The 26,796-nt window shown below is 71.2% G+C and carries 25 protein-coding genes; 18 read left to right on the forward strand and 7 right to left on the reverse strand.

Annotation, left to right across the window (positions count from 1 at the left end):
* Positions 1-174: 174 nt before the first annotated feature.
* The 6 genes from AB4K12_RS25615 (at position 175) to AB4K12_RS25640 (ending at position 6,433) form a co-directional block, all read left to right on the forward strand.
* The gene (locus AB4K12_RS25615; RefSeq protein WP_368436563.1) at positions 175-1,392 is read left to right on the forward strand and encodes a hypothetical protein; all 1,218 of its coding nucleotides are present in this window, start codon (positions 175-177) and stop codon (positions 1,390-1,392) included.
* Between the two features lie 97 nt (positions 1,393-1,489).
* Complete coding sequence (locus tag AB4K12_RS25620) at positions 1,490-2,116, forward strand: TlpA family protein disulfide reductase (RefSeq protein WP_368436565.1); 627 nt, start codon at positions 1,490-1,492, stop codon at positions 2,114-2,116.
* A 5-nt stretch (positions 2,117-2,121) separates the two neighbouring features.
* Positions 2,122-2,895: a cytochrome c biogenesis CcdA family protein gene (locus tag AB4K12_RS25625; protein WP_368436566.1), complete on the forward strand. Its 774-nt coding sequence runs from the start codon at positions 2,122-2,124 to the stop codon at positions 2,893-2,895.
* Positions 2,896-2,898: 3 nt separating this feature from the next.
* Positions 2,899-4,719 (forward strand): cytochrome c biogenesis protein ResB, encoded by a 1,821-nt coding sequence (locus AB4K12_RS25630; RefSeq protein ID WP_368436568.1) that lies wholly within the window; start codon positions 2,899-2,901, stop codon positions 4,717-4,719.
* A complete protein-coding gene (gene ccsB, locus AB4K12_RS25635; protein WP_368436569.1) occupies positions 4,716-5,795 on the forward strand; it encodes a c-type cytochrome biogenesis protein CcsB in 1,080 nt (359 codons plus the stop codon). Before AB4K12_RS25630 ends, ccsB begins: the two co-directional genes overlap by 4 nt.
* Before the next feature lie 113 nt (positions 5,796-5,908).
* Positions 5,909-6,433: an SRPBCC domain-containing protein gene (locus tag AB4K12_RS25640; RefSeq protein WP_086567586.1), complete on the forward strand. Its 525-nt coding sequence runs from the start codon at positions 5,909-5,911 to the stop codon at positions 6,431-6,433.
* A 9-nt stretch (positions 6,434-6,442) separates the two neighbouring features.
* On the opposite strand, the gene AB4K12_RS25645 is transcribed toward AB4K12_RS25640, so the two are convergent.
* Complete coding sequence (locus AB4K12_RS25645; protein ID WP_368436571.1) at positions 6,443-6,748, reverse strand: PLD nuclease N-terminal domain-containing protein; 306 nt, start codon at positions 6,746-6,748, stop codon at positions 6,443-6,445.
* A gap of 87 nt (positions 6,749-6,835) precedes the next feature.
* Here AB4K12_RS25645 and AB4K12_RS25650 point away from each other — a divergent pair, with 87 nt between their 5' ends.
* Positions 6,836-8,287 carry a menaquinone biosynthesis decarboxylase gene (locus AB4K12_RS25650; RefSeq protein ID WP_368436572.1) on the forward strand — a complete coding sequence of 484 codons (1,452 nt, stop codon included), beginning with the start codon at positions 6,836-6,838 and terminating at the stop codon, positions 8,285-8,287.
* Entirely contained in the window at positions 8,284-9,183 is a 900-nt protein-coding gene (mqnP, locus tag AB4K12_RS25655) for a menaquinone biosynthesis prenyltransferase MqnP (protein WP_368436573.1), read from the forward strand. Before AB4K12_RS25650 ends, mqnP begins: the two co-directional genes overlap by 4 nt.
* Positions 9,184-9,274: 91 nt before the next feature.
* On the opposite strand, the gene AB4K12_RS25660 is transcribed toward mqnP, so the two are convergent.
* On the reverse strand, positions 9,275-10,264 hold the full coding sequence (locus AB4K12_RS25660; RefSeq protein ID WP_368436575.1) for a hypothetical protein: 990 nt from the start codon (positions 10,262-10,264) through the stop codon (positions 9,275-9,277).
* Positions 10,265-10,528: 264 nt separating this feature from the next.
* Between AB4K12_RS25660 and AB4K12_RS25665 the strand changes: the two genes are divergently transcribed.
* Positions 10,529-11,218, forward strand: a complete 690-nt coding sequence (locus tag AB4K12_RS25665) for a UbiX family flavin prenyltransferase (RefSeq protein WP_368436576.1) — start codon at positions 10,529-10,531, stop codon at positions 11,216-11,218.
* On the opposite strand, the gene AB4K12_RS25670 is transcribed toward AB4K12_RS25665, so the two are convergent.
* Positions 11,215-11,349 (reverse strand): hypothetical protein, encoded by a 135-nt coding sequence (locus tag AB4K12_RS25670; protein WP_278186245.1) that lies wholly within the window; start codon positions 11,347-11,349, stop codon positions 11,215-11,217. The genes AB4K12_RS25665 and AB4K12_RS25670 overlap by 4 nt on opposite strands.
* A gap of 138 nt (positions 11,350-11,487) precedes the next feature.
* On the opposite strand from AB4K12_RS25670, the gene AB4K12_RS25675 reads away from it, so the two are divergent.
* From AB4K12_RS25675 to AB4K12_RS25700, 6 genes are all read left to right on the forward strand, one after another.
* Entirely contained in the window at positions 11,488-11,943 is a 456-nt protein-coding gene (locus AB4K12_RS25675; RefSeq protein WP_086567598.1) for an Lrp/AsnC family transcriptional regulator, read from the forward strand.
* A 65-nt stretch (positions 11,944-12,008) separates the two neighbouring features.
* A complete protein-coding gene (gene mqnE, locus AB4K12_RS25680; RefSeq protein WP_362262672.1) occupies positions 12,009-13,172 on the forward strand; it encodes an aminofutalosine synthase MqnE in 1,164 nt (387 codons plus the stop codon).
* A 76-nt stretch (positions 13,173-13,248) separates the two neighbouring features.
* Complete coding sequence (locus AB4K12_RS25685; RefSeq protein WP_368436578.1) at positions 13,249-13,548, forward strand: DUF4229 domain-containing protein; 300 nt, start codon at positions 13,249-13,251, stop codon at positions 13,546-13,548.
* Positions 13,549-13,680: 132 nt separating this feature from the next.
* Positions 13,681-15,012 (forward strand): dicarboxylate/amino acid:cation symporter, encoded by a 1,332-nt coding sequence (locus AB4K12_RS25690; protein WP_368436579.1) that lies wholly within the window; start codon positions 13,681-13,683, stop codon positions 15,010-15,012.
* Between the two features lie 95 nt (positions 15,013-15,107).
* Complete coding sequence (locus tag AB4K12_RS25695; protein ID WP_368436580.1) at positions 15,108-15,800, forward strand: TetR/AcrR family transcriptional regulator; 693 nt, start codon at positions 15,108-15,110, stop codon at positions 15,798-15,800.
* Between the two features lie 118 nt (positions 15,801-15,918).
* Entirely contained in the window at positions 15,919-17,811 is a 1,893-nt protein-coding gene (locus tag AB4K12_RS25700) for a long-chain fatty acid--CoA ligase (protein ID WP_368436581.1), read from the forward strand.
* 48 nt (positions 17,812-17,859) lie between these two features.
* Here the strand turns inward: AB4K12_RS25700 and AB4K12_RS25705 are convergent, their stop codons facing one another.
* Positions 17,860-19,014, reverse strand: coding sequence for a lipase family protein (locus tag AB4K12_RS25705; RefSeq protein WP_368436582.1), 1,155 nt, complete (start codon positions 19,012-19,014; stop codon positions 17,860-17,862).
* Between the two features lie 84 nt (positions 19,015-19,098).
* A complete protein-coding gene (locus AB4K12_RS25710; protein ID WP_368436583.1) occupies positions 19,099-20,121 on the reverse strand; it encodes an AraC family transcriptional regulator ligand-binding domain-containing protein in 1,023 nt (340 codons plus the stop codon).
* A gap of 119 nt (positions 20,122-20,240) precedes the next feature.
* On the opposite strand from AB4K12_RS25710, the gene AB4K12_RS25715 reads away from it, so the two are divergent.
* Positions 20,241-22,046, forward strand: a complete 1,806-nt coding sequence (locus tag AB4K12_RS25715; RefSeq protein WP_368436584.1) for a long-chain fatty acid--CoA ligase — start codon at positions 20,241-20,243, stop codon at positions 22,044-22,046.
* A gap of 154 nt (positions 22,047-22,200) precedes the next feature.
* Here the strand turns inward: AB4K12_RS25715 and AB4K12_RS25720 are convergent, their stop codons facing one another.
* Positions 22,201-22,404: a cold-shock protein gene (locus AB4K12_RS25720; RefSeq protein ID WP_003984261.1), complete on the reverse strand. Its 204-nt coding sequence runs from the start codon at positions 22,402-22,404 to the stop codon at positions 22,201-22,203.
* A 283-nt stretch (positions 22,405-22,687) separates the two neighbouring features.
* On the opposite strand from AB4K12_RS25720, the gene AB4K12_RS25725 reads away from it, so the two are divergent.
* Positions 22,688-23,578, forward strand: a complete 891-nt coding sequence (locus AB4K12_RS25725; protein WP_307842900.1) for a menaquinone biosynthesis protein — start codon at positions 22,688-22,690, stop codon at positions 23,576-23,578.
* Positions 23,579-23,680: 102 nt separating this feature from the next.
* Here AB4K12_RS25725 and AB4K12_RS25730 read toward each other — a convergent pair whose 3' ends face one another.
* Positions 23,681-24,922 carry an alpha/beta hydrolase gene (locus AB4K12_RS25730; RefSeq protein ID WP_368436585.1) on the reverse strand — a complete coding sequence of 414 codons (1,242 nt, stop codon included), beginning with the start codon at positions 24,920-24,922 and terminating at the stop codon, positions 23,681-23,683.
* A 163-nt stretch (positions 24,923-25,085) separates the two neighbouring features.
* On the opposite strand from AB4K12_RS25730, the gene AB4K12_RS25735 reads away from it, so the two are divergent.
* Entirely contained in the window at positions 25,086-26,738 is a 1,653-nt protein-coding gene (locus AB4K12_RS25735; protein ID WP_368436586.1) for a serine/threonine-protein kinase, read from the forward strand.
* Positions 26,739-26,796 lie beyond the last annotated feature (58 nt).

A 26,796-nucleotide genomic window follows, 5' to 3' on the forward strand; every position in this document is an offset into this window, starting at 1 on the left:
GTGTCCGATGCGCGGGCGTGTGCGCCCTGGCGCTCGGTCAGGTCCGCACTGCGATACACCCCTAAAGGCGAGTAAAAGCGCGCAACCGTCGTAGTTCGGCGCGCCCTCATACCTAATGTCCATTTATATGGACGACGTATGGTATTGGGGCGCATCGATGTGGACGGAGACGACATGCGCGACATCAGCCGACGAGGTCTCCTCGAACTGGGGGTGGGAGCGGCCGCCGCGCTGGGCACGGTCGCGGGGTGTTCTTCGGGCTCGGGCCCGGCCGGCGGGCCGGGCCCGAAGCAGGTGGATCCCGCCGCCAAGCCGGCCGCCAAGGCCCGGCCCCTGGGGGACGGCTCCACGGCCGACGCGGGCAAGCAGCCACAGCAGCCCCCCAAGCCGGAGCCCCTGGAGCCGGGTCAGAAGCCCCCGCAGTTCGTGATCTTCTCCTGGGACGGGGCGGGCGAGGTCGGTAACGGCCTCTTCCCCCGCTTCCTGAAGCTGGCCCGGGAGTACGACGCGAAGATGACGTTCTTCCTCTCCGGTATCTACCTCGTGCCCGAGTCCAAGAAGGACCTCTACGAGCCGCCGAACAATCCCCGGGGCGCCTCCGACATCGGCTACCTGACCGACGGGCACATCAGGACCACGCTCACCTGCCTGCGCCAGGCCTGGCTCGAGGGCCACGAGGTCGGCACGCACTTCAACGGGCATTTCTGCTCCGGCAGCGGCTCGGTCGCCCACTGGACGCCCGCGGACTGGGAATCCGAGATCGAGCAGGCCGTCTCCTTCGTCACCCGCTGGCGGACCCACACCGGATTCACCGACCTCGAGCCGCTGCCCTTCGACTACCGCAAGGAACTCGTCGGCGCCCGCACCCCCTGCCTGCTCGGTCAGGACAATCTCCTGCCGACCGCCGCGAAACTCGGCTGGCGCTACGACGCGAGTTCCGCCGGCGGCCAGCAGATGTGGCCGGGGAAGAAACACGGGATCTGGGACCTTCCGCTGCAGCAGATGCCCTTCCCGGGTCACTCTTTCGAAGTCCTCTCGATGGACTACAACATCCTCGCCAATCAGTCGAAGAACACGACGCGGGGAGCCTCGTACAACTACCCCGCCTGGCGAAAGCAGGCCACCGAGTCGTACATCGCGGGCTTCGACCGGGCCTACGAGACGAACCGGGCGCCGTTCTTCGTGGGAAACCACTTCGAGGAATGGAACGGCGGGATTTACATGGACGCCGTGGAGGAGGCGTTCAAATACATGGCCGACGACAAGCGGCGTGACGTCCGCGTGGTGTCCTTCCGGCAATTCGTCGACTGGCTCGACGTGCAGAGCCCGGCGGTGCTGAAGAAGCTGCGCCGGCTCGACGTCGGCGAGAAATGGAGCGCCAAGGCCGACTGAGAACGGCGGGCCGCCGCCGGCCGGGTGCCGGAGGGAGGCCGAAGCGGACCGAGGGGGGTGCGGAAGATCCCCAAACCGCCCATGCGAAACTTTTCACATGAGTGCCTGCCGCGCCCTTCGACGCCCACTTTCACGCCGTCGTACCACCCTGCCGGCCGCCGCCGTCGCCGTCCTGGCGGCGCTGACGCTCAGCGCCTGCGGTTCCGGCAAGACCTCCGGCAGCGGGGGGCAGACCCAGTTCGTGCAGGGCACGGGCGGGGTGAGCGTGGTCAAGGAGCGCGGGGACCGGCAGGCCGCGCCGGACCTCACGGGCAAGACCCTGGAGGGCAAGGACCTCGACGTCGCCGACGACTACAAGGGCAAGATCGTCGTCCTGAACGTCTGGGGCTCGTGGTGCTCGCCCTGCCGCGCCGAGGCGCCCAACCTCGTCAAGGTCGCCAACGACTACAAGGACAAGGGCGTGCAGTTCGTCGGGCTCGACACCCGCGACCCCGACCCCGCCCCCGGCCTGAAGTTCGAGAAGGAGTTCGAGGTTCCGTACCCGAGCCTGTACGACTCCTCCGGCAAGCTGCTGCTGCGCTTCCCCAAGGGCAGCCTCAACCCGCAGGCCATCCCCTCGACGATCTTCATCGACCGGGACGGGAAGATCGCGGCCCGCGCCCTGAAGGCGCTGACCGAGGACGAGCTGCGCAAGACGCTCGACCCGCTGGTCGCGGAGAAGTGACCCCGGTGACCGCCACGATCACCCTGGCCGCCGTGGGCGACGTGAACCAGACCGTCGAGACCGGCGCCCTGCTCCTGGCCCTGCCCGTGGCGGTGCTCGGCGGGCTGGTCTCCTTCTTCTCGCCGTGCGTGCTGCCGCTCGTCCCCGGCTACCTCTCCTACGTCACCGGCGTCAGCGGCGCCGACATGGCCGAGGCCAAGCGCGGCCGGATGGCCCTGGGCACCTCGCTCTTCGTCCTCGGCTTCACCGCCGTCTTCGTCTCCTTCGGCGCCCTCTTCGGCTTCTTCGGCGAGACGCTGCTCGCCCACAAGCAGACGATCTCCATGGTGCTGGGCGGCGTGACGATCCTGCTCGGCCTCGGCTTCATGGGGGCCTTCAACCTCTTCGGCCAGCGCGAGTTCCGCTTCCACACCCGGCCCACCATGGGCCTGGTGGGCGCGCCGCTGCTGGGCGTCCTCTTCGGGCTCGGCTGGACGCCGTGCATCGGGCCGACGCTCGGCGCCGTGCTCTCCCTGTCCTCGCAGCAGGCCAGCGCCGGCCGCGGCGCGCTGCTGACCGTCGCCTACTGCGCGGGGCTGGGCGTGCCGTTCGTCCTGGCGGCCGTGGCGTTCCGGCGGGCGCTGGGCGCGTTCGGCTGGGTCAAACGGCACTACGCGTGGGTCATGCGGATCGGCGGCGGGATGCTCGTCGCGGTCGGCCTGCTCCTCGTCACAGGTTTGTGGGACAGCATGGTCGCGGACCTGCAGACGTGGTCGAGCAACTTCACCCCTGGGATCTGATCGATGGCCAAGACCGATAAGAGCGCATCCGCACCGGCCCCGGAGGAATCCGAGGCCGGCGCCGCGGGCGCGCGGATGTCCACCGCCCCCGCCGAGGACCGGGGCCAGGCGATGCCCGGCTCCTTCGGCGGCGTGCGCGCCCCCGGCGCGCTGGGGTGGCTGGCCTGGTCCGCGCGCGAGGCGACGGGCTGGGTGCGCTGGTTCTGGCGTCAGCTGACGTCCATGCGGGTGGCGCTGCTGCTGCTGTTCCTGCTCTCGCTCGCCACCATCCCCGGCTCGCTCGTGCCGCAGACCGGCGTGGACCAGCTCAAGGCCGAGCAGTGGCAGAAGGAGCACGAGACCCTCGCGCCCCTGTACGAGAAGCTCGGGCTCTTCCACGTCTACAGCTCGGTGTGGTTCTCCGCGATCTACATCCTGCTGTTCGTCTCCCTCATCGGCTGCATCATCCCGCGCACCTGGAAGTTCGTCGGCCAGCTGCGCGGCCGCCCGCCGGCCGCCCCGCGCCACCTGGACCGGATGCCCGCCCACGCCACCTGGCGCACGTCGGCGGAGCCGGAGCAGGTGCTGGCCGCGGCCGGCCGGATCCTCAAGCGGCGCCGCTTCCGCACCGAGACGGCCGCGGACTCGGTCGGCGGCGAGAAGGGCTACCTCCGCGAGGCGGGCAACCTCCTCTTCCACATCTCCCTGATCGTGCTGCTGGTGGCCTTCGCCTCCGGCCAGCTGTGGAAGTCCGAGGGCGGCAAGCTCGTCGTCGAGGGCGACGGCTTCGCGAACAACCTCACCCAGTACGACGACTTCAAGGCCGGCTCGCTGTTCGACGCCGACGACCTCGACCCCTTCGACTTCGACCTCGACAGCTTCTCCGGGAGCTACGAGCGCACCGGCCCCCAGAAGGGCACGCCGCGCGACTACGCCGCCCACGTCACCTACCGGGACAAGCCCGGCGCCGAGCGCCGCAAGGCCACCATCAAGGTGAACGAGCCGCTGGAGACGAGCCGCTCGAAGGTCTACCTCATCGGCCACGGCTACGCCCCGATGGTCACCGTCCGCGACGGCAAGGGCGACATCGCCTTCAGGGGGCCGATCCCCTCGCTGCCGCTGGACAGCAACGTCACCGAGACCTCGGTGCTGAAGGTGGCCGACTACCGCGACAAGGACGGCAAGCCCGACGACCTGGGCTTCCAGGGCAACTTCGTGCCGACGCTGGACCTGCGCACCGGCACCATGTTCAGCCAGTTCCCCGCGCTGGACAATCCGCGGCTGGTGCTGACCGCCTACCGGGGCAGCCTCGGCGTCGACTCGGGCGTGCCGCAGAGCGTGTACCAGCTCGACACGACGAAGATGAAGCAGTTCAAGAACCCGGACGGCAGGGCCTTCGCCCAGGCCATGAAGGTCGGCGACACCATGACGCTGCCGGACGGCGCGGGCACGCTGCACTTCGACGGCATCCGGCAGTGGGCCACCTTCCAGGTCTCCCAGAAGCCGGGCAACGGCGCCGCGCTGGCCGGCGCCGTCGCCGCGCTGCTCGGCCTGGCCGGGTCGCTGTTCATCCAGCGCCGCCGCGTGTGGGTGCGGGCGGTCAGGGGCGCGGACGGCACCACGGTCGTGGAGCTGGCCGGTCTCGGCCGCAGCGAGTCCGCCCGGCTGCCCGAGGAGCTCGCCGACCTGGCCGCGGCCCTGCAGCCGGACGCCCCGCAGGTGGCCGGCGACGCCACCGACGACACCGGGGCCGGCGCGCCGGACGCGCCCGCCGACGACGCCCGCGAAGGCGCCTCCCCAGCCACCGAAGCCCCCGCCGAAACGTCCGAAGGAGCGCGCGCGTGACCCTCGCCGCCGCAACCAACGAGAACCTGGCCCACATCAGCAATGTGCTGGTCTACTCGGCCATGGCCGTCTACACCCTCGCCTTCCTCGCGCACATCGCGGAGTGGGTCTTCGGCAGCCGCAGCGCCGTCGGCCGGACCGCGGCCGCGCTCACGGCGCCTGCCGCGGCCGCGGTGACCGTCACCACCGCCAAGAGCGCGCAGGGCGGCGGCACGGCCGTCCTGGAGCGCCCCAAGGTCGTCACCCGCTCCGCCCCCGGCAGCCGTGACGTCCCCGACGGCCCCGGCGCCGCGGGCGGCAGCGAGAAGGGCGACCTCTACGGCCGCATCGCCGTCTCCCTGACCGTGCTGGCCTTCGCCCTGCACGTGGGCGGCGTGCTCAGCCGCGCCCTGTCGGTGCAGCGGGCGCCGTGGGGCAACATGTACGAGTTCTCCACGACCTTCGCCATGGCCGCCGTCGGCGTCTACCTCGGCCTGCTCGTCGCCAAGAAGAACGTCCGCTGGCTGGGCCTGCCGCTGACCACGTCGATCCTCCTCGACCTGGGCCTGGCCGTCTCCGTGCTCTACACCGACAGCGACCAGCTGGTGCCCGCCCTGCACTCGTACTGGCTGTGGATCCACGTCTCCTGCGCCATCCTCTCGGGCGCGGCGCTGTGGGTGGGCGCGACGTCGAGCCTGTTCTACCTCTTCCGCGACGCCCACGAGGCGCGTGCCGTCGAGGGCCGACCCGCCAGTGCCTGGGACAACGTCCTCTCCCGCCTGCCGTCGGCCGCCACGCTGGACAAGTTCGCGTACCGCATCAACGCCACCGTCTTCCCGCTGTGGACGTTCACGATCATCGCGGGCGCGATCTGGGCCGAGGCCGCCTGGGGCCGCTACTGGGGCTGGGACCCCAAGGAGGTCTGGTCCTTCATCACCTGGGTCGCCTACGCCTGCTACCTCCACGCCCGCGCCACCGCCGGCTGGAAGGGCCGCAAGGCCGCCTACCTGGCCCTGCTGGCCTTCGCCTGCTACCTCTTCAACTACTACGGCGTGAACATCCTGCTGAGCGGCAAGCACTCCTACGCGGGGGTGTGACCGCACGCTCGCGCCACGCGCGCGTACGAAGGCCCGCTTCCTCGTTCGGGGGAGCGGGCCTTCGCGCGAGCGCCGGCAGGCGAGCCGCCGCCGACCGTGTTAGACGTGGACCCATGGAGATCCCCTCCCCCTACGGCGCGTCCGAGACCAAGGGCGACATCCACGTCCTGCGCTACGAGCTGTCGATCCCGTACCCCGTCGACGAGGTGTGGGCCGCCATCGCCACCCCCGAGGGGCTGCCGGCGTGGCTGGCCGTCGCCGATCCGTTCGAGCAGCGCGAGGGCGGGGCGATCACGCTGCGGTGGCAGAACACCGACGCCAAGGGCCATGCCACGGTCGCTCCCGGCCGGGTGACCGCCTGGGATCCGACGCAGCTCGTCGAGTACACCGTCGAGATCCACGGGCGGATCCGCTTCGAGCTGGAGCGCGGGCCGCTGGGCGTGGGCGGGACGCTGCTGCACTTCACCAACGAGATGACCGGGCCCGACGACGTCCGCCTGGACTGCCTCGCCGGCTGGCACCACCACTTCGAGTACCTGCTGCAGGCCCTCGGCGGGCAGCCGGCCGACTGGTCGCAGTGGACGATGGACCGCTGGCGCGAGCTGCGGGAGCGCTACGAGAGCGGGCGGCTGGACTAGCCCGTCGGCCTAACCCTTCGGGCCCTCGCCGCCCGGGTCCTTGTCGTCGTCCTTCCTCAGCGAGCGCAGGAACTCGGGGTTGTCGTCCGGCGCCACCCACTCCCGGCGCGCCGGGCGGGTGTGCGTACGGGCGCGGGGCCGGCCGGCGACCAGCCAGGCCACCGGGCCCACGAGCACCTCGCCGAAGAGCAGGATGACGAACACCCACGCCAGCTTCGGCAGGCCTCGTACCTCGTTCTCCGGAGTGTTCAGGCAGTCGATGAAGGCATAGATCCACAACGCCAGGATCAGCAGGAACGGCAGATACCTGAGCATGGCGGCGGCCCCCGGAGAGCGGTGATGCGGGCCGCTCGGCGGCCCCCGTGACGGGTCCAGGGTAGTGCGTGCTCGATACTGGAACGCATGGCTTACGACGATCTTCGCTCCTTCCTGCGGGCACTGGAGCGCGATGGCGATCTCAAGCGCATCAAGGCTGAAGTCGACCCGTACCTGGAGATCGGGGAGATCGTCGACAGAGTGAACAAGTCGGGCGGTCCCGCGCTGCTCTTCGAGAACGTCAAGGGCGCGGCCATGCCGCTCGCCATGAACGTCTTCGGCACCGACCGCCGGCTCCTCAAGGCCCTCGGCCTGAAGTCCTACGAGGAGATCAGCGAGAAGATCGGCGGGCTGCTCAAGCCCGAGCTGCCGCAGGGCTTCATCGGCATGCGCGAGGCCTTCGGCAAGCTGGGCGCGATGGCGCACGTACCGCCGAAGAAGGTCAAGGACGCGCCGGTCCAGGAGGTCGTCCTCACCGGCGACGACGTCGACCTCGAGCAGCTGCCGGCGCTGTTCACCTGGCCCGAGGACGGCGGCTCCTTCTTCAACCTCGGTCTCACCCACACCAAGCACCCCGAGACCGGCGTCCGGAACCTCGGCCTCTACCGCCTGCAGCGCCACGACAAGCGCACCATCGGCATGCACTGGCAGATCCACAAGGACAGCCGCAACCACTACCAGGTGGCGGCCAAGCGCGGCGAGCGTCTGCCGGTCGCCATCGCCTTCGGCTGCCCGCCGGCGGTGACGTACGCCTCCACCGCGCCGCTGCCCGGCGACATCGACGAGTACCTCCTCGCCGGCTTCATCCAGGGCAAGCGGGTCGAGATGGTCGACTGCAAGACCGTGCCGCTGCAGGTCCCGGCCAATGCCGAGGTCGTCATCGAGGGCTGGCTCGAGCCCGGGAAGATGCTCCCCGAGGGCCCCTTCGGCGACCACACCGGCTTCTACACGCCGCAGGAGGACTTCCCGGCGCTCACCATCGACTGCGTCACCATGCGGCGGCGCCCGCTGCTGCAGTCGATCGTCGTCGGCCGTCCGCCGACCGAGGACGGGCCGCTGGGCCGGGCCACCGAGCGCTTCTTCCTGCCGCTGCTGAAGGTGATCGTCCCCGACATCGTGGACTACCACCTGCCGGAGTCCGGCGGCTTCCACAACTGCGCGATCGTCTCGATCGACAAGAAGTACCCCAAGCACGCCCAGAAGGTCATGCACGCCATCTGGGGCGCGCACATGATGTCGCTGACCAAGCTGATCATCGTCGTCGACTCCGACTGCGACGTCCACGACCTGCACGAGGTGTCCTGGCGGGCCCTGGGCAACACCGACTACACCCGCGACCTCACCGTCGTCGAGGGCCCGGTCGACCACCTCGACCACGCCTCCTACCAGCAGTTCTGGGGCGGCAAGGCGGGCATCGACGCCACCGCGAAGTGGCCCGAGGAGGGCTACACCCGCGACGGAGGCTGGCCGCGGATGGTCGAGTCGGACCCGGAGACGGCCGCCACGGTCGACCGCCGCTGGAAGGAGTACGGGCTGTGACCACGGCCGCCGTCGCCCAACCGGGCCGGACCAAGGCGTTCCTGCGCCTGGTGATGATCGAGCACTCGGTCTTCGCACTGCCCTTCGCCTACATCGCCGCCCTGACGGCGATGTTCCAGCTGGACGGGAACGTCCACTGGGTGCGGTTGCTGCTGGTCACCATCGCCATGGTGGGGCTGCGCACCTTCGCGATGGCCTGCAACCGCGTCATCGACCGCGAGATCGACGCCCGTAACCCCCGCACGGCGGGCCGGGAGATGGTGACGGGCGCGGTGTCGGTGCGCTCGGCGTGGACCGGGGCGGGGGTGGCCGTGGTCTTCTTCCTCGGTGCCGCCGCGCTGCTGAACCCGCTGTGCCTGGCGCTCGCGCCGATCGCCGTGATCCCGATGGTGGTCTATCCGTACGGCAAGCGCTTCACCCACTTCCCGCACGCGATCCTGGGCCTCGCCCAGGCCATGGCGCCGGTGGGCGCGTGGCTGGCGGTGACGGGGGAGTGGTCCTGGGAGTCGGTGATCCTGGGCCTCGCCGTGGGCGTCTGGATCGGCGGCTTCGACCTGATCTACGCCTGCCAGGACGTGGAGTCGGACCGTGAGCACGGGGTGAAGTCCACCCCGGCCCGCTTCGGCGTCCCGGCCTCGCTGTACGGCGCGCGGGTCTGTCACGCGATCACCACGGGCCTGCTGGTCTGGTACGCGCTGGCCGTCGGCGCCGGGGTGTTCTTCTGGGCCGGGCTGGTGGTCGTGGCGGGCGCGTTCCTGTACGAGCACACGATCGTGAAGCCGCACGACCTCTCGCGGCTCAACCGCGCGTTCTTCACGGTCAACGGTTTCGTCGGTATCGCGCTCTTCGTCTGCGCGCTGCTCGACCTGCTGGTGCGGGGCCTGACGGTGTCCTGACCGCCGTACGGACACAGCCGTACGGACACGAAGGGGCGGCCCCACCGGATCGGTGGGGCCGCCCCTTCGTGTCGTCCGTGCCGTCCCGTCGTCAGATGCCTTCGAAGCCGGTCTTCTCCGGGCGCCCGTGCGCCCCGCCCTCGTCGCCGAGGCGGTCGGCGCCCATGGTCATGAGCGCGCGGAGGAGGTCCTGCGGCTTGAGTTCCTGAGCGCCGGAGGGGACCTCGACGGCCGCGGCGTCGCCGTTCTTGACGGTGATGGCCAGCGGCAGTTCGCCCTTGGCCTTCTTGTCGAATTGGCCGGCGTCGACGGTCAGCCCGGTGAGCGTGCCGTTCTTGACGGCGACGTCGACCGTGAGCTTCTCGGGGAGGTCCTCGAGGCTGTCGCCCTTGCCCTTGTCCTGCTTGCCGAAAGGATTCAGCTTGTCCTTCAGCGGCTTGAGGCCCTCCTTGAGGTCCTCGGCGACCTTCTTCGCCGGGACGGTGACCAGCACGTGGTCCACGCCGTTCTTCTTGCCGGCGTCCTTGAAGTGCGCGTTGTCGCCGAGCGCCTTGCGGAAGGCGTCGAGGAACCGCTTCTGGGACTTGCCGTCCGGCGAGAAGGGGTTCGGCGTGTCGTCGGTGTCGCCGGTGCCCTGGGACTTGGCGAACTCCTCGGCGACGGCGTTGTCGAGGACGACCCACTCGCCCTTGAGCGCGCTCTTGACCCCGCCCATGTCGGCGGGCAGCCGGTCGGCCTTCTTCATCATCTCGTCGATGGCCGCCCCCGGAGCGCCCAGCTCCGAGCCCCCGCCGTCCTTGCCGGACTTCTGGACGAGGGAGACGACCTCCTTGAGGTCGGTGCGCACATAGGACTTGCCGTCGGTGGAGCGGACCTCGACGAGCTGCTTGCCGCCGCGGACCACCTTGTAGGCGATCTTCGCGCTCTTGTCGTCCTTGTCGGTGACGTCCTTGAGCGGCTTGTCGTAGGCGGCCGAGAAGGAGTACTTCAGGCCCGCGAGCATGTCGGCGTCACCGCGGTCGAAGTCGTCCGTGTCCTTGAGGACGTCGTAGATCTTCTCCGCGTTCGCGTCGAAGGACATCTCGGCGGAGTAGGCCTTCTGCTTGCCCAGGTTGTCGAAGGCCCGCTGGACCTTGGCCGCGGTGCCGACCTTGCCGGGCTCGCAGGCGGTGGACGCGGCGGCTATGAGCGCCAGGCCGCCGAGTGCGGCCAGGCCCTTGTGCGTGCGGTGGATGATGGCCCCCCCAATTGACTGATCCTGGGCAAAACCTAATCAATGCCAGGAAGATTAAGCATGTCAAAGGACTTTTCGGCCGTGACTCCGGCCTGCGGATAGGCTCGGGGCGTGGAGCGGTATGAACACACAACGCAGCGCCGGCCGTGGGTGGTGGGCGTTTCCGGCGCGTCCGGGACGCCGTACGCCGCGGCGGTGGTGCGCGGGCTGCTGGCGGCGGGCGAGGCGGTGGACCTGGTGGTCAGCCGGGCCTCGCGGCTGACGCTGCTGGACGAGACCGGGATCGCGTTCCGGGACGCGCACTGGCGGGACGACCTGCGCGCCTGGCTGGCGCTGGGGGCGGACGGCAAGCCGGCGACCTTCGACGTCGACGTGTCCGACGTGCGGTACTGGGCGGCGGGCGACCTCGCCGCCGGGCCGTCGTCGGGCTCGTACCCCGTGAAGGGGATGCTGATCGTCCCGGCGAGCACGGCCTGTGTGGCCGGAGTGGCCATGGGTCTGTCGAAGGACCTTCTGCAGCGGGTGGCGAGCGTGACGCTCAAGGAGCGCCGGCCGTTGATCGTCGCGGTGCGCGAGACGCCGCTCAGCGGTCAGACGCTCAGGCAGCTCGTGGCGCTCGACGAAGCGGGAGCCGTGGTGCTGCCCGCCTCGCCGGCGTTCTACGCGGGGGCGACGCACATCCAGGATCTGGTGGACTTCGTCGCCGGGAGGGTGCTGGACGCGGCGGGGGTGCCGCACCGGCTGTACCGCCGATGGGAAGGAGAACTCGGTGGTGCCAGTGGTCCCCGCCGCGCGGGTTAGCGCTTCTTGGCGCGGCGGAAGCGGGGCTTCTCGTTCGCGCGGTGCGCGTCGGCGGACTGGTGGGCACGCGAGCGGTTGGCCAGGTCCTGCAGCTCACGCATGCGGGCGTAGGCCATCTCGATCGAGTACACGGGCGCTTCACTCCTGAGATCGAAGGATCGTCGTTGATTCGCTGATCTGGTGAAAGATTTATGGGGCTGAGAGCCCCTCACGCCTTAGATTCTACACGTAAACCGGCGACTTCGCTGATTATTGAAAGGTGCCAGGCAATGGACGCGGTGGACAGGCAGCTCATCCAGGCTCTACGGGAGAACGGCCGGGCCTCGTACGCGGAGTTGGGCAGGCTGGTCGGCCTGTCCGGGCCGAGCGTCACGGACCGGATCAACCGCCTGGAGGCGGCGGGCGTCATCACCGGCTACCGCGCGACCGTCAACTCCGCGTCGCTCGGTCTGGGCGTCACCGCCCTGATCGGCATTCAGCTCTCGGACGCCGCCGACCACGAGGACGTGGCCCGGCGGCTGCGCGACCTGGAGGAGATCGAGGACTGCTGGTTCATCGCCGGCGACGACTCGTACATGCTCAAGGTCCGTGTCGGCGACGTGGACGGCCTGGAGCGCACCATCCGCCGCCTGTCCGGCACCAAGGGCGTCAGCCGCACCCGGACGACCATCGTGCTGTCCACCAAGTGGGAGAACCGGGTGGGTGAGCTCCCCGAGGAGGCGTGAGAGCGGGGGAGTACGCTCGTTGAGGTTGCCGCAGCAGCGGAAGTGACAGAGAGGCGGGCGCATCCATGGACGCGGGGCTCAAGCGTGAGCTGGAGGAGAAGGTGCACGCCGGTGAGCGGCTCACCCGCGAGGACGGCATCGCTCTGTACGAGTCCGACGACCTGGCCTGGCTGGGCGGCCTGGCCAACGAGGTGCGCACGCGCAAGAACGGCGACGTCGTCCACTTCAACGTCAACCGCCACCTCAACATGACCAACGTGTGCACGGCGTCGTGCGCGTACTGCTCGTTCCAGCGCAAGCCGGGCGAGAAGGACGCGTACACCATGCGCATCGAGGAGGCCGTCCGCCTCGCCAAGGCGATGGAGAACGAGAACCTCACCGAGCTGCACATCGTCAACGGCCTGCACCCGACCCTGCCCTGGCGCTACTACCCGCGCTCCCTGCGGGCGCTGAAGGAAGCGCTGCCGAACGTCTCCCTGAAGGCCTTCACCGCCACCGAGATCCAGCACTTCGAGAAGATCTCCGGGCTGCCCGCCGACGAGATCCTCGACGAGCTGATCGACGCCGGTCTGGAGTCGCTGACCGGTGGCGGTGCGGAGATCTTCGACTGGGAGGTCCGCCAGCACATCGTCGACCACGACACCCACTGGGAGGACTGGTCGCGCATCCACCGTCTGGCGCACTCCAAGGGCCTCAAGGGCCCCTGCACGATGCTCTACGGCCACATCGAGGAGCCCCGCCACCGCGTGGACCACGTGCTGCGGCTGCGCGAGCTGCAGGACGAGACCGGCGGCTTCCACGTCTTCATCCCGCTGCGCTACCAGCACGACTTCGTGGACATGCAGGACGGCAAGATCCGTAACCGCCTGCAGGCCCGCACGTCGATGGCGACGGGCGCCGAGGCGCTCAAGACCTTCGCGGTCTCGCGGCTGCTGTTCGACAACGTGCCGCACGTGAAGGTGTTCTGGGTGATGCACGGCGTCCAGACCGCCCAGCTCGCGCTGCAGTACGGCGCGGACGACATGGACGGCTCGGTCGTGGAGTACAAGATCACCCACGACGCCGACAACTACGGCACGCCCAACAAGCTCACCCGCGACGACCTGCTCGAGCTCATCCGCGAGGCGGGCTTCCGGCCGGTCGAGCGCAACACCCGCTACGAGGTCATCCGCGAGTACCCCGGTCCGGACGCCTCGCTGCGGGAATCGCCGCAGCCGATGCGGGTCTGAGATCCACTTCGCGGCGTGCTGTACTGGCTGTACCAAGCCGCACCTTTCGGTCGTCGTCGAGAAGAAGGTCCCGTCCGTGAGTAGCCAGAAGTACGCGTCGCTCCGCTACACCGCCCTGCGTCTGGGCCTGCTCGTCGCATGCTTCGCCCTGGTGTGGGTGCTGTGCTACGCGCACGTCATCCCGCTCGGGGCCGGCGACTCCAACCTGGTCTGGATGGTGCTGCTCGCGCTCATCCTCTCCGCCCCGCTGAGCTGGGTCCTGCTGCGCAAGCAGCGCGACGCCATGTCGGTGCAGATCGTGGAGCGGGTGGACCGGGCCAAGGCCCGCCTCGACGCCAGCGCCGGCCAGGAGGACGGCGCCCGGAACGGCGCGTAAGTCTTCTCACACCTCATCGACGCCCTGTCGCGGAATACCCCTTTCGCGCCAGGGCGTCGACGCGTTTCGGGCATCATGCGTCTCAAAGTTTCCCTTTGAGTGGCTCAAAGCGCCGGTGTTACCGTGGTCGGCATGTCGACGCCCCCGTCCAACCCGGCGTCCGCTCAGCGCGGGCGCATATCGCGCATCCTCAATGTCCCCTTCTGGGCCCAGATCCTGCTCGCCCTCGTGCTGGGCGCCCTGCTGGGCTGGGTCGCCAAGAGTGGTGACGTCTCCTGGCTGCAGACCGCCCTCGACAAGACCGGCGGCATCTTCGTACAGCTGCTGATGGTGGTGGTCGCGCCGCTGGTGTTCTTCGCCATCCTGGTGTCGATCACCAACCTGCGGAACGTCTCCAACGCCGCCCGGCTGGCCACCCGGACCCTGCTCTGGTTCATGATCACGTCGCTGATCGCGGTCGTCATCGGCCTCGCCATCGGCCTGATCACCGACCCGGGCGCCGGTACCGGCCTGACCGCCGCCGACGGCGCCGAGCCCAAGAAGCACGGCTCCTGGCTGGACTTCCTCACCGGCATCGTCCCCACCGACGTCATCACGCCCTTCACCGAGCTGAACGTCCTGCAGATCGTCTTCATGGCCGCCGTCGCCGGCGTCGCCGTGCTGCAGATCGGCGAGAAGGCCCAGCCGCTGCTGACCTTCAGCGAGTCCGTCCTCCAGCTGCTGCAGAAGGTGCTGTGGTGGGTCATCCGCCTCGCCCCGCTCGGCAGCCTGGGCCTGGTCGGCAAGGCCGTCTACACCTACGGCTGGGGCCTGATCAGCAAGTACGCGACCTTCACCGCCGACATCTACGTCGGCTGCGCCATCGTGCTGTTCGGCGTCTACCCGCTGCTGCTGGCCACGGTCGCCAAGGTCAACCCGCTGCGCTTCTTCAAGGGCGCCTGGCCGGCCATCCAGCTGGCCTTCGTCTCCCGCTCCTCCGTCGGCACCATGCCGCTGACGCAGAAGGTCACCGAGCGGCTCGGCGTGCCGAAGGAGTACGCCTCCTTCGCGGTGCCGTTCGGCTCGACGACCAAGATGGACGGCTGCGCCTCGATCTACCCGGCCATCGCCGCGATCTTCGTCGCCCAGGTCTTCGACGTGCCGCTGGAGATCAAGGACTACGTCCTGATCGTCTTCGTCTCGGTCATCGGCTCCGCCGCGACCGCCGGCCTGACCGGCGCCACGGTGATGCTGACCCTGACCCTGTCGACGCTGGGCCTGCCGATGGCGGGCGTGGGCCTGCTGCTGGCCATCGACCCGATCGTGGACATGATGCGCACCGCGACGAACGTCGCCGGGCAGTCGGTGATCCCGATCCTCGTGGCCTCCCGGGAGAAGATCCTGGACCGCGAGGCGTACGAGACGGCCGACGGCTCGCGGCTGGAGCCGGCCGTGCAGGCGGCGCCGGAGCCGGCCGCGGCGTGAGCCGGGCGGCTTGATCCCTACCCTTGACGTCCCTCCTCCCCGTGATATTACCTGCCGGTAACGTGACGGGGGGGAGGGATTTTGTCGTGAATGTCATGAGTTCCATCGAGCCCGTGGAGTCCAGGGCCAAGCGCAAGGCCGGCGGCAGGACCAAGCGGATGCCCCGGGAGGTGCGCGAGCGGCAGATGCTCGACGCGGCCGTCGAGGTGTTCGCCCGGCGCGGCTACAACGCCGCGTCCATGGACGAGATCGCCGAGCTGGCCGGCGCCTCCAAGCCACTGGTCTACCTCTACCTGAACTCCAAGGAAGACCTGTTCAGCGCGTGCATCCGGCGCGAGGCCGAGGCGCTGCTCGCGGCGGTGCGGGGCGCGACCGTGCCGGACGCGCCCGCCGACCGGCGGCTGTGGTGCGGTCTGCTCGCCTTCTTCGCGCACACCGCCGAGCACCCCGCCGGGTGGGCGGTCCTCAGCTGCCAGGCGCGGACCCATGGGGAGCCGTTCGCACTGGTGGTGGCGGGGCTGCGGCAGCAGATCGTCGACCTGGTCACCCGGCTGATCGCCGAGACCGCCCGTTCCGCCGCGCCCGCCGTGCCGCTGGCGCCCCACGAGGCCGCCGGGCTGGCGCACGCGGTCGTGGGCGCCGCCGAGTCGCTGGCGGGCTGGGCCAACTCCGGGGCCGACACCGGCCCCTCGGAGAAGGCGACGGCGGAGACGCTGATGAACGTGGTGTGGGTCGGCCTGGACAACCTCATGAACGGGCGTCGCTGGACGTGTGCCGCCCGTCCGTGAGCCGTCCGGCGCCGGCGCGGCCCTGGCCGCCTCCCGCCGCCGCGCGTACATTTACGGCCATAGATTTACCGCTGAGTAAGGTTACTTGCCGGTCTCGCATGTGGGTCAGGAGCCGCACGTGTCCGTACCGCCCAGCACCACCTTGCCTCCGCTCGTCCCGCCCCGCACGACGGCCGTCGCCGGCGTCGTCCGCGAGGCCTTCGTCCCCCCGCTCGCCGGCCCCGCCCCGCGCGGCTCGCTCGGCGACCTCCCCTTCGACAACGCCGCCGAGGCCCCCGCCGACGTGGTGCTCGGCCGCAGGCAGCCCGACGGGCTGTGGCGCGACGTCACCGCCGCCCGCTTCGCCGCCGAGGTGCGCTCGGTCGCCAAGGGCCTCCTCGCCCACGGGCTGAGGGCCGGCGACCGGCTCGCCATCATGGCCCGTACGTCCTACGAGTGGACGCTGCTGGACTTCGCGGCCTGGGCCGCGGGCCTGGTCACCGTCCCCGTCTACCCCACCTCCTCGCCCGTCCAGACCCACTGGATCCTGCGCGACTCCGGCGCGGCGGCCTGCGTGGTCGAGACCGCCGATCAGGCGGAGATCGTCGCCGCCGGGGACCTGCCGGACCTCGCCCACCTCTGGCGCCTGGAGGAGGACGCCGTCGGCGCGCTCGTCGCCGCCGGACGGTCCCTGCCCAACGCCGCGGTGGACGAGCGGCGCGCCGCCCGTACCCCCGACGACATTGCCACCCTCATCTACACCTCCGGCACCACCGGCCGCCCCAAGGGCTGCGTCCTGACGCACGCCAACTTCTTCGCCGAGGTCGACAACGCGACGGGCCTGCTGCACCCGGTCTTCAAGGCCACCACCGGGGAGGCCGCCGCCACCCTGCTCTTCCTGCCGCTCTCGCACGTCTTCGGGCGCATGGTCGCGGTCGGCTGCCTGCGGGCGCGCGTCCGGCTGGGGCACGCCCCCAGCATCCGCACCGAGGAGCTGCGCGCCGACCTCGCCGGGTTCCGGCCGACGTTCCTGCTGACCATCCCCTACGTCCTGGAGAAGATCTACAACACCGGCCGGGCGACGGCCGAACGCATGGGCCGGGCCGACTCCTTCGACCGCGCGGCCTCCGTCGCCCGCCGCCACGGCGAGGCCGACGCCGCCCGGCGGCACGGCACCGGGCCCGGCCCGGGGCCCCGGCTGAGGGCGGCCCGGGCGCTGTACGACCCGCTGGTCTACCGCCGCATCCGCGCCGCGCTCGGCGGCCGGGTCCGCTACGTCATCAGCGGCGGCTCCCCGCTCGGCCCCCGGCTCGCCGCCTTCTACGCGGGCGCCGGCATCGAGGTCTTCGAGGGCTACGGCCTGACCGAGACCACGGCCGCCGCCACGCTGACGCCGCCGCTGCGCCCGCGCCTGGGGACGGTCGGCTGGCCGCTGCCCGGTGGCGGGGTGCGCATCGCCGAGGACGGCGAGGTGCTGCTGCGCGGCGGGCACGTCTTCGCCGGGTACTGGGACGCCGATCGCCGCGAGGCGGTGCGGCCGGACGCGGGGGAGTGGTTCGCCACCGGGGACATCGGCGCGCTCGACGACGACGGCTATCTGACCATCACCGGCCGGAAGAAGGAGCTGATCGTCACCTCGGGCGGCAAGAACGTGGCACCCGCCCCGCTGGAGGACCGGCTGCGGGCGCACCCGCTGGTCGACCAGTGCGTGGTGGTCGGGGACGACCGGCCCTACGTCGGGGCGCTGATCACCCTCGACGCGGACGGCTTCGCGCACTGGCAGAAGATGAACGGCCTGGAGGACGTGCCGCTCCAGGAGCTCGTGGCGGACCAGGCGCTGCGGGCCGCGCTGCAGGAGGCGGTGGACGACGCGAACTCGCTGGTGTCGCGGGCTGAGTCGATCCGGCGGTTCACGGTGCTGCCGGTCGCCTTCACGGAGGAGTCGGGGTACATCACGCCGTCGCTGAAGCTCCGGCGCGCCGCCATCGCGCGGGACTTCGCCGCGGAGATCGCGGCCCTGTACGGCGGGTGAGCCCGGGGCGGGTCCGGGGGCCGCGGCCCCCGGACCCGCCCCGTCCCGCTAGCAGTTGCCGGCGGCGGGCTTGCCCGCGAAGCGGTCGGCCAGCCAGTTGGCCGCCGGTATCGACTCCGTGACCACGCCCAGGACGTGCTCGCCGAACGGCAGCGACTTCCACTGGACCGCCGCGCCCTTGGCGCACCAGTCGGCGCGCAGTTGCTTGCCCACGCCGTACGGGATCAGTTCGTCGATCACCCCGTGGTAGAGGTACACGGGGTGGTCCGGTGCGTGGGTGCCCAGGTCGGAGTCGTGCAGGGCGCGCTGCCAGTCGGCGGCCTGGAGGGGGTTGGTGACGGTGACGTCCGAGATGCGCTTGAAGAGGCCGGCGACGGCGTCGATGGCGACGCAGTTGTTCTTCATGAAGTCGATGTAGGAGCGGCCCTTGGCGTTGAGGTAGCGGTCCAGGTCGAGCTCGGGGTAGGCGGCGTTCTGGCCGGCGGCGGCCATCAGGGCGAGGCCGGCGCCGATGCCGCCGTCGTTGTACTGGGCGGTCTTGAGCAGGTCGGCGGGCACGCCGCCGGTGGCGGTGCCGCGCACGTCGAGTTCGGGGGCGTACGAGTCGTGCAGCTCGGCCGCCCAGCTGGTGGCCTGGCCGCCCTGGGAGTAGCCCATGATGCCGACGGGGCTCTTCGCGCCCAGCCCGGCCTCCGGCAGCCGCTGCGCGGCGCGGGCGGCGTCGAGGACGGCGTGGCCCTCGGCGCGGCCGACGGCGTAGGTGTGGTCGCCGGGGGTGCCCAGGCCCTCGTAGTCGGTGACGGCCACGGCCCAGCCGCGCAGGGTGAGTTGCTGGATGAGGTTGGCCTCGAGGGTGGTGCCGCGGGGGAAGCCGGCCGAGGGGGCGCACCGGTCGGCCAGGCCGACCGTGCCCACGGCGTAGGTGACCAGGGGGCGCGGGCCCTTTCTGCCGTCCTGGGGGACGATCACGGTGCCGGAGACGACGTTGGGCGCGCCCCGGGCGGTGGTGGAGCGGTAGGTGATGTGCCAGGCCTTGGTGAAGGTGGGCTGGCCGGGCAGGGGGTGGAAGGAGGTGGGGGCGGAGGTGACGATGTCGCCGGGCGATCCGGTCGTCTGCCCGGTGGCGGAGGCGGTGCCGTTCGTCAGGCCGAAGGAGACGGCCAGCGCGGCGAGCGCGGTGAGGGCTCTGGTGCGCAGGTGCATGCGGTTCTCCCAACTGTCCGGTGTGGCTGAGGCAGTTGGGCCGACGGTAGTAACCGGCGGGTAACACGGCGTTGACCAGGAAGCTCAGCTTCGCTGACCGCGGAGCCGGTAGACGCCCGGGGTGACTCCGGTCCAGCGCCGGAAGGCGCGGTGGAAGGCGGTGTCCTCGGAGAAGCCGAGCCGCGCGGCGAGCTCGGCGATGGGCTCCCGGCCCTCGGCGAGGCCCGCGATGGCCGCGTCCCGTCGCACCTGGTCCTTCAGCCGCTGGTAGGAGGTGCCCTCCTCCTGCAGTCGGCGGCGCAGCGTCGCCGGGCTGACCGCGAGCCGGGCGGCCAGCTGGGCGACCTCCGGCAGCCGGGCCGGGCGGCCCTCGCGCAGTGCCCGTACGAACGTCCGCCGCACCTGTTCGGTGACGGTCGTGCCGTACTCGCGGCGGCTGAGCAGCTCGGCCGGGGCGCCCCGCAGCAGTTCGCGCAGGCTCTCCTCGTCGCGCACCAGGGGTGCCGCGAGCCAGCGGGCGTCGAAGGCGGCGCCCGTGCTCGCCGCCCCGAACCGCACGGGGCAGCCGAGCATCAGGGAGTACTCGTCGGCGTGCGGCGGCTCCGGGCAGGAGAAGCAGGCCCGGAGCAGGGGGATGCGCCGTCCGATCAGCCAGCTCGCCAGCCGGTGCCAGACGACGAGGACGCACTCGGCCAGGAAGTGGCCCTCGGGGTGGTCGCGCAGGTCGTCGCGGACGGTGAACACCGCCTGGCCGTCGCGTCGTTCGAGGCACAGGCCGGGGCCGCCGGGGAAGAGCCCGTAGAAGCGTGCGGCCCGTTCCACGGCGCTGCCCAGGTCGCGGCAGCCCAGGCAGGCGTAGCACATCATGGCGAAGCTGCCGGGTCTGCTGGGCGCCGGACCCAGCCCGAGGAACTCGTCGCCCGTGGCGTGCTGCAGGGCCCGTATCAGGTCGGCGAACCGCTCGGCCGGCACCCGCGCCCGGTCGTCGCCGAGGAGCAGCGGGGGGATGCCCGCCCGCTGCAGCAGCGGCACGGCGTCGATGCCGAGCCGTCGCGCGCCGCCGAGCGCGGCCCGCAGGTGGTGCACGCTGATCGTCGGCATGCTCATGCCCTGCACGGTAGCCCGCCTGAGCGCCGGGGTCAGTGGCGCTGACGCTTCCGGTCATCCCTGTGGGATGGTCGGGCTGCCTAGCGTCGGGTGGGGTGGGACCTATTCCAGGAGGCGGCATGGATCGCGCACGGCCCGGCACACTCGCGACCTTCATCGACTGGGCGGCCGAACGGTACGGGGGGCTGCCGGCCCTGCGCTTCCGCTCGCGCGAGGAGGGCGGCGGCTGGGCCGAGACGACCTTCACCGCGCTGCGGGAGGAGGTACGGGCGGTCGGGCGCGGCCTGATCGCGCTGGGGGTGCGGCCGGACGACCGGGTGGCCATCGTCTCCGAGACCCGGCCGGAGTGGACGGTGGCCCAGTTCGGCGCGCTGTCCGCCGGGGCCGCGGTGGTGCCGGTCTACCCGACGGCCGGGGAGGACGAGCTGGTCTGGGTGCTGGGCGACTCGGGGGCGTCGGTCGTCGTCTGCGAGGACGCCGCGCAGGCGGCCCGGGTGGCGGCGGTGCGGGCCAAGCTGCCGGCGCTGCGGCATGTGGTGCTGATGGACACGGACGGCTGCGAGCCGGGGGAGCTTGCCCTGCGCCGGCTGCCCGGCGGGGTGGGGCAGGGCGAGCTGGAGAAGCGGGGTGCGGCCCGCCGGGGCGAGGACCTGTGCACCATCATCTACACCTCCGGCACCACCGGCCTGCCCAAGGGCTGCCGCCTCACCCACACCAACGTCATCTCCAACCAGGACGCCACCGTCCACCTCACCGAGAACGGCCCCGGCGACACCACCTACCTCTACCTCCCGCTCGCCCACGTCCTCGGGCAGATCATCCAGCTGACCTCGCTGCGTCAGGGCGGCACGCTGTGCTACTTCGGGGGGAAGGTGGAGAACGTCGTCGCCGAGCTGGCGGAGGCCCGGCCCACCCACCTGCCGTCGGTCCCCCGGCTGTTCGAGAAGATCCACGCCGAGGTCGTCTCCCTCGCCGAGGCCCAGGGCCCGGGCGGGCGGGCGCGCCTGGAGGAGGCGGTACGGACCGGGGTGGCCGTGGCGGACGCCCGGGCGCGCGGCGAGGAGCCGGCGGGGGAGCTGCGGGCGGCGTGGGAGACGGCGGAGGAGAGCCTGTTCTCGCTCGTACGGGCGGCCTTCGGCGGGCGGCTGCGCTGGGCGCTGACCGGGGCCGCGCCGATCGCGCCGCAGACGCTGGACTTCCTGCGGGCCTGCGGCATCGGCGTCTACGAGGGCTACGGGATGACCGAGGGCTCGGGGGTGATCACGACCAACCACCAGCGCGCGGCCCGGCCCGGCACGGTGGGGCGGCCGGTGGAGGGCTACGAGGTGCGGATCGCCGGGGACGGCGAGGTGCTGGCCCGGGGGCCGGGCGTCTTCGCCGGCTATCACGACAATCCGTCCGCGACGGCCGGGGCGGTCGACGCCGACGGCTGGCTGCACACCGGTGACGTGGGCACGCTGGACGCCGACGGCTATCTGACGATCACCGGCCGCAAGAAGGACCTGATCATCACGTCGAGCGGCAAGAACCTCGCGCCCTCGCCGGTGGAGTTCGCCATCCAGCGCTCGCGCTTCGTCTCCCGCGCGGTGATGGTGGGGGACCGCCGCCCGTACCCGGTGGCGCTGCTGACCCTGGACGCGGCGGAGGTCGCGGCGTGGGCGGCCCGCGAGGGGCTGGACCTGGGGGAGTCGGGGCCGGCCCGGCACCCCGAGGTGCGGCGGCTGTGCCAGGAGGCGGTCGACGAGGCCAACGCCCGGGCGGCCCGGCCCGCCCGAATCCGTGCGTTCGCAATCCTGAACGAGGACTTCAGCGTGGAGAACGGCGAGCTGACGCCCACCCTGAAACTCCGCCGAGCGGTGGTCGGTGAACGCTATGCGGCCGAAATCGATGCGCTGTACGAACGGGGGGGGCAAAAGTTCGGGTGAGGGAAGTGGTGTCAGTGACGACAGTGACGGCAGTGAAATGAGCGATAAATCGAGGTGAAAAGGCAGGAGCCCTGCCCTCCGCGGAAACGGAAGGCAGGGCTCCTTGGGTACAGCACGATCGACCGCGATCCGGTCGGCCGGAGAGATCCGAAGATCAGACCGGGGTGACGTTCTCGGCCTGCGGACCCTTGGGGCCCTGCGTGACGTCGAAGTTGACCTGCTGGTTCTCCTCGAGGGAGCGGAAGCCAGAGGCGTTGATCGCGGAGTAGTGAACGAAGACGTCGGGGCCCCCGCCGTCCTGGGCGATGAAGCCAAAGCCCTTTTCAGCGTTGAACCACTTCACGGTTCCGGTAGCCATAAAGCCCTCCTTGGGCCCAAAGGGTTGCCCTGCTCCAGAACCTGCGAGAAGTCTGAAAACTACAAAAGCCTGCGGGTCACATGCTCCGCAGGCTCTGTACTGCAAGGGAAACCAAACTGCAACTTGCGGCGAGCCTAGCACGCCACGTTCTTCCGGGGAAGGAGTCAAAGATCACGCCCATGGGGGGTTTTCCGGCCCTTCGCTCCGGAAAAGATGTCCGATCGGGCCGGAGTGGCGGCACCCCGCCCCGGCGGTCGCCGGAGCCCGGGGCTAGCCTCCGGATGTGGACAATTCAGCCTCAGACGTAGCGATCGCCGACGATGTGCCCGAGCCGCTCCGCAGCCGCCCGCGCGTCGGCCACATCCAGTTCCTCAACTGCGTGCCCCTCTACTGGGGCCTTGCCCGCACCGGCGCGCTGCTCGACCTGGATCTGACCAAGGACACCCCGGAGAAGCTCAGCGAGCAGCTCGTCCGGGGCGACCTCGACATCGCCCCCGTCACCCTGGTCGAGTTCCTCAGGAACGCCGACGAGCTCGTGGCGCTGCCGGACATCGCGGTCGGCTGCGACGGGCCGGTCATGTCCTGTGTGATCGTCTCGCAGCTGCCGCTGGAGAAGCTGGACGGCGCCCGGGTCGCCCTCGGCTCCACCTCGCGCACCTCGGTGCGGCTGGCGCAGCTGCTGCTCGCCGAGCGCTACGGCGTGACCCCCGAGTACTACACCTGCCCGCCCGACCTCGGCGCGATGATGCAGGAGGCGGACGCCGCCGTGCTGATCGGGGACGCCGCGCTGCGCGCCTCCCTGCACGACGCCCCCCGGCTGGGCCTGGAGGTCCACGACCTCGGGCAGATGTGGAAGGACTGGACGGGGCTGCCGTTCGTCTTCGCGGTCTGGGCCGCGCGCCGCGACTACCTGGCCCGCGAGCCGCGGATCGTGGCCAAGGTGCACGAGGCGTTCCTGGCCTCCCGGGACCTGTCCCTGGAGGAGGTCGGCAAGGTCGCCGAGCAGGCCGCGCGCTGGGAGGCGTTCGACGCCTCGCTGCTGGAGCGCTACTTCACCACGCTGGACTTCCGCTTCGGCCCGGCACAGCTGGCCGGGGTCGAGGAGTTCGCCCGCCGCACCGGCGCGGACACCGGCTACCCCGCCGACGTGCGGGTGGAACTGCTGAAGCCCTGACCCCCCGCGAGGGGTCAGGGCTTCGGAGCGAGTGACGCGCGTGCCGCCGGGCGGCCTACGCCGGGCTCCCGGGGAACAGACCGGGGCCCGGCGGGGTGGGGATCAGGGAGCGACGGGGCCTTCCATGTGCTCACTGATCCACTGCATGCTGCCCGCGTCCATGCCCTCGATGTAGGTCTTGGCGTTGTGCCGACCGCCCTCGATCTTCTGCAGGCGCGTGTGGACGGGGCCCTTGTTGCCATAGGTGGCGATGAACTTGTCCACGTGCGGGATGACGCTGGACTCCTTCGTTCCGTACTGGAACGCGAGGTAGACGTCCGGCCCCTTGGCGGCGATCAGGTTCTTCGCCAGCACCTCGGGGTTGTTCTCGGCCTTCTCCTTCTCGTGGCCGTTCCACAGCCGCGAGTCCGGGACGATGTCCGGGCCGGAGGCGATCACGGCCTTGAACTTGTCCGGGTGCTTGAGCACGGCCTTCAGGCCGGCGAAGGCGCCGGAGGAGGAGCCCATGAAGGACCAGCCGTCGCGCGACTTGATCGTGCGGAAGTTGGCGCGGATCAGGTCCGGGACGTCCTCGGTGAGCCAGGTGCCCATCTTCGGCTGGCCGGGGATGTCACTGCCGTCCCAGTAGAGGCCGCCGGTGTCCGGCTGCGGGTTGAGGACCGGCATGGCGAGGATGAAGGGCTTGCCCTTGCCCTCGTTGTACCACTTGGTGATCGACGACTCGAGGTGCAGGCCTCCGTCGTCCATCCAGTAGTTGTTCGGGAAGCCGGGACCGCCGGGCAGCGCGACCATCACCGGGAAGCCGTGGTCCTTGAACTTCGGGTCGTTGTACGCCTTGGGCGCCCAGACCCACACCTTGCCCTTGAAGCCGGACTTCTTGCCGTCCAGGGTCGTGACGGCCACCTGGGTGCCGTCGGACAGGGTGCTGGTGTTCTTGAACTCCGCCTTGGGGCCGGTCGGCAGCGAGACCTTGGAGTCCGGCTTCTGCGCACCGGCGCCGCCCGCCTGGCCGCCGCCGGCCTGGTCCTGGCCGAAGCTGACCGGCTTGCCCTTGTCCGAGAACGGGCCGATCTTGAAGTAGCTCAGGACGCCGGCCGTGATCAGGCCGAGCACGGCTATGGACGCCACGATGATCGTCCATTTTTTGGCGCGGCCGGCCCGGGCGCGGCCCTGGGACTGGTAGGACCCGTCGGGGTCCCAGTCGCCGTCCGGGCGCTGGTACGTCTGGGTCTGCTGGTAGCCACCGTGGGGCGGGGGGTAGTCCCCGCCGCCCTGGTAGCCGCCGTTCGGCTGCTGGTATCCCCCGTTGGGCGGCCCGTAGCCCCCGTTGGGTGTGTGCGTCATCGCGTCGCTCCGGATGATGCTGCTGCCCCGAAGGACATGACGGTCTGTTCCGTCCTAGTGGATGGGCAAACCAGGCGTCGGGGTTCCTGGCGGGTGCCGTGAAATGAGTCATAGGCTGATTTCGGGGCCGCTGGGCCCCGCCTGGGGGGAGGCGAAAGGCCCGATGCAGCCACTGACGGCAGAAGATCCGCAGGTCATCGGCGCGTACCGGCTGCTGGGCCGGCTGGGGGCGGGTGGCATGGGCCGGGTGTACCTCGGGCGCAGCGCCGGCGGCCGCACGGTGGCCGTCAAGGCCGTACATCCGCATTTCGCCCTGGACGAGCGGTTCCGGGCCAGATTCCGCCGGGAAGTGGAATCCGCCCGTAAGGTCGGCGGCGCCTGGACGGCGCCCGTGCTGGACGCCGACCCGGACGCCGCCGTGCCGTGGGTGGCCACGGGGTACGTGGCCGGGCCCTCGCTCACCCAGGCCGTCGCCGAGGTGGGGCCGCTGCCGGAGGCGACGGTGCGCACGCTGGGCGCGGGGCTGGCCGAGGCGCTGGCGGCGGTGCACGCGCTGGGGCTGGTGCACCGGGACGTCAAGCCGTCGAACGTACTGCTGGCGCTGGACGGCCCCCGGCTGATCGACTTCGGCATCGCCCGCGCCACGGAGGGCACGGCCTCCCTGACCACGACCGGGGTGTCGGTCGGCTCGCCCGGCTACATGGCCCCCGAGCAGATCCTCGGCAAGGGCGTCACCGGGGCGGCGGACGTCTTCTCGCTGGGCGCGGTCCTGGCGTACGCGGCCACCGGCGCGCCGCCCTTCCCCGGCGAGAGCTCGGCGGCGCTGCTGTACAAGGTCGTGCACGAGGAGCCGGTGCTGGGCCCGGGCCTCGGCGGCGAGCTGCGGGAGCTGGTCGCCCGCTGCCTGTCCAAGGCGCCGGAGGACCGGCCGGGCCCGCCCGAGGTGGCCCGCCGGCTAGCCCCCGCCGCGGGCGCGAGCGGACTCGTACGGTCCGGCTGGCTGCCGGCGCCGCTGGTGGAGACGGTGAGCCTGCAGGCGGTGGAGCTGCTGAACCTGGAGGCCGCCGTGGCGGCCGTGGCGGACGGGGCGGCGGGCCCGGCCGGGGCGTACGGGCCGCCGGCCGGAGCGTACGGGCCGGGGTCCACGCAGCCCTCGCACCCGCCGCGCGCGCCCGGGCGGCGGTGGCTCGGGCGGCGGTCCGCCCCCGCCGCGGAGCCCGCGGCGGACGCGCCGCAGGGCGGCAGGCGGATCTCCCTGGCCGCCACGGCGGGCGGCACCGAGCGGCGGACGGTGAGCTGCTCCCTCGTGCTCACCGTCACCGGAGTGCTGGCCGTCGGCCTGCTGACCGGCGCCTTCTTCACCGGCCTGCTGCCCGGCACCGGCGACGGCGGCAGAGACGCCGCGTCCCCGCCCCGGACGACGGCGTCGGCGCCGGCGCCGGGCACCGGGGCGAGCCGCTCCGAGGTGCCGGGGGAGTTCCTCGGCACCTGGACCGGGCAGGTCATCCAGGCCGACGGCACGCCCAACGGCACGATCACCAGCACCATCACCGCCGGGGACAAGGGCGCCTACGTGGTCCGCACGACCTACTCCGTGCTCGGCGTCATGGAGTGCCGGGCCAAGGCGAAGCTGGTCACGGCGACGGCGAACAAGATCACGCTGGAGGAGGTGACCGACGGCGAGCGGAAGACGCTGTGCACGGGGGCGAAGGCGACCGTGACGTACTCCCTCGCCGAGGGCGGCCGCCTCGCCTACACCTCCGACGACGCCCAGGGCGGCCGGCCGACCGCCACGCTCACCAAAGCGGGTGGCTGACCGGCCCGGGCGGGGCCCGGCGGGGCCCCTCGCGTAGGCTGACCCGGTATCGCATACC

Origin of the sequence: Streptomyces sp. C36 (genome assembly GCF_040932295.1) — a bacterium.
GTDB classification, from domain to species: domain Bacteria; phylum Actinomycetota; class Actinomycetes; order Streptomycetales; family Streptomycetaceae; genus Streptomyces; species Streptomyces triculaminicus.

Excerpts from the sequence above, each read along its gene's own strand:
- AB4K12_RS25730 (WP_368436585.1), bottom strand. The coding sequence starts at position 24,922 with ATGACGCACACACCCAACGGGGGCTACGGGCCGCCCAACGGGGGATAC.
- AB4K12_RS25630 (WP_368436568.1), top strand. The coding sequence starts at position 2,899 with ATGGCCAAGACCGATAAGAGCGCATCCGCACCGGCCCCGGAGGAATCC.
- AB4K12_RS25705 (WP_368436582.1), bottom strand. The coding sequence starts at position 19,014 with ATGCACCTGCGCACCAGAGCCCTCACCGCGCTCGCCGCGCTGGCCGTC.
- AB4K12_RS25690 (WP_368436579.1), top strand. The coding sequence starts at position 13,681 with ATGTCGACGCCCCCGTCCAACCCGGCGTCCGCTCAGCGCGGGCGCATA.
- AB4K12_RS25660 (WP_368436575.1), bottom strand. The coding sequence starts at position 10,264 with ATGTCCTTCGACGCGAACGCGGAGAAGATCTACGACGTCCTCAAGGAC.
- AB4K12_RS25710 (WP_368436583.1), bottom strand. The coding sequence starts at position 20,121 with ATGAGCATGCCGACGATCAGCGTGCACCACCTGCGGGCCGCGCTCGGC.
- AB4K12_RS25640 (WP_086567586.1), top strand. The coding sequence starts at position 5,909 with ATGGAGATCCCCTCCCCCTACGGCGCGTCCGAGACCAAGGGCGACATC.
- AB4K12_RS25645 (WP_368436571.1), bottom strand. The coding sequence starts at position 6,748 with ATGCTCAGGTATCTGCCGTTCCTGCTGATCCTGGCGTTGTGGATCTAT.
- mqnE (WP_362262672.1), top strand. The coding sequence starts at position 12,009 with ATGGACGCGGGGCTCAAGCGTGAGCTGGAGGAGAAGGTGCACGCCGGT.
- AB4K12_RS25675 (WP_086567598.1), top strand. The coding sequence starts at position 11,488 with ATGGACGCGGTGGACAGGCAGCTCATCCAGGCTCTACGGGAGAACGGC.
- AB4K12_RS25735 (WP_368436586.1), top strand. The coding sequence starts at position 25,086 with ATGCAGCCACTGACGGCAGAAGATCCGCAGGTCATCGGCGCGTACCGG.
- AB4K12_RS25720 (WP_003984261.1), bottom strand. The coding sequence starts at position 22,404 with ATGGCTACCGGAACCGTGAAGTGGTTCAACGCTGAAAAGGGCTTTGGC.
- AB4K12_RS25620 (WP_368436565.1), top strand. The coding sequence starts at position 1,490 with ATGAGTGCCTGCCGCGCCCTTCGACGCCCACTTTCACGCCGTCGTACC.
- AB4K12_RS25615 (WP_368436563.1), top strand. The coding sequence starts at position 175 with ATGCGCGACATCAGCCGACGAGGTCTCCTCGAACTGGGGGTGGGAGCG.
- AB4K12_RS25650 (WP_368436572.1), top strand. The coding sequence starts at position 6,836 with ATGGCTTACGACGATCTTCGCTCCTTCCTGCGGGCACTGGAGCGCGAT.
- AB4K12_RS25695 (WP_368436580.1), top strand. The coding sequence starts at position 15,108 with ATGAGTTCCATCGAGCCCGTGGAGTCCAGGGCCAAGCGCAAGGCCGGC.
- AB4K12_RS25715 (WP_368436584.1), top strand. The coding sequence starts at position 20,241 with ATGGATCGCGCACGGCCCGGCACACTCGCGACCTTCATCGACTGGGCG.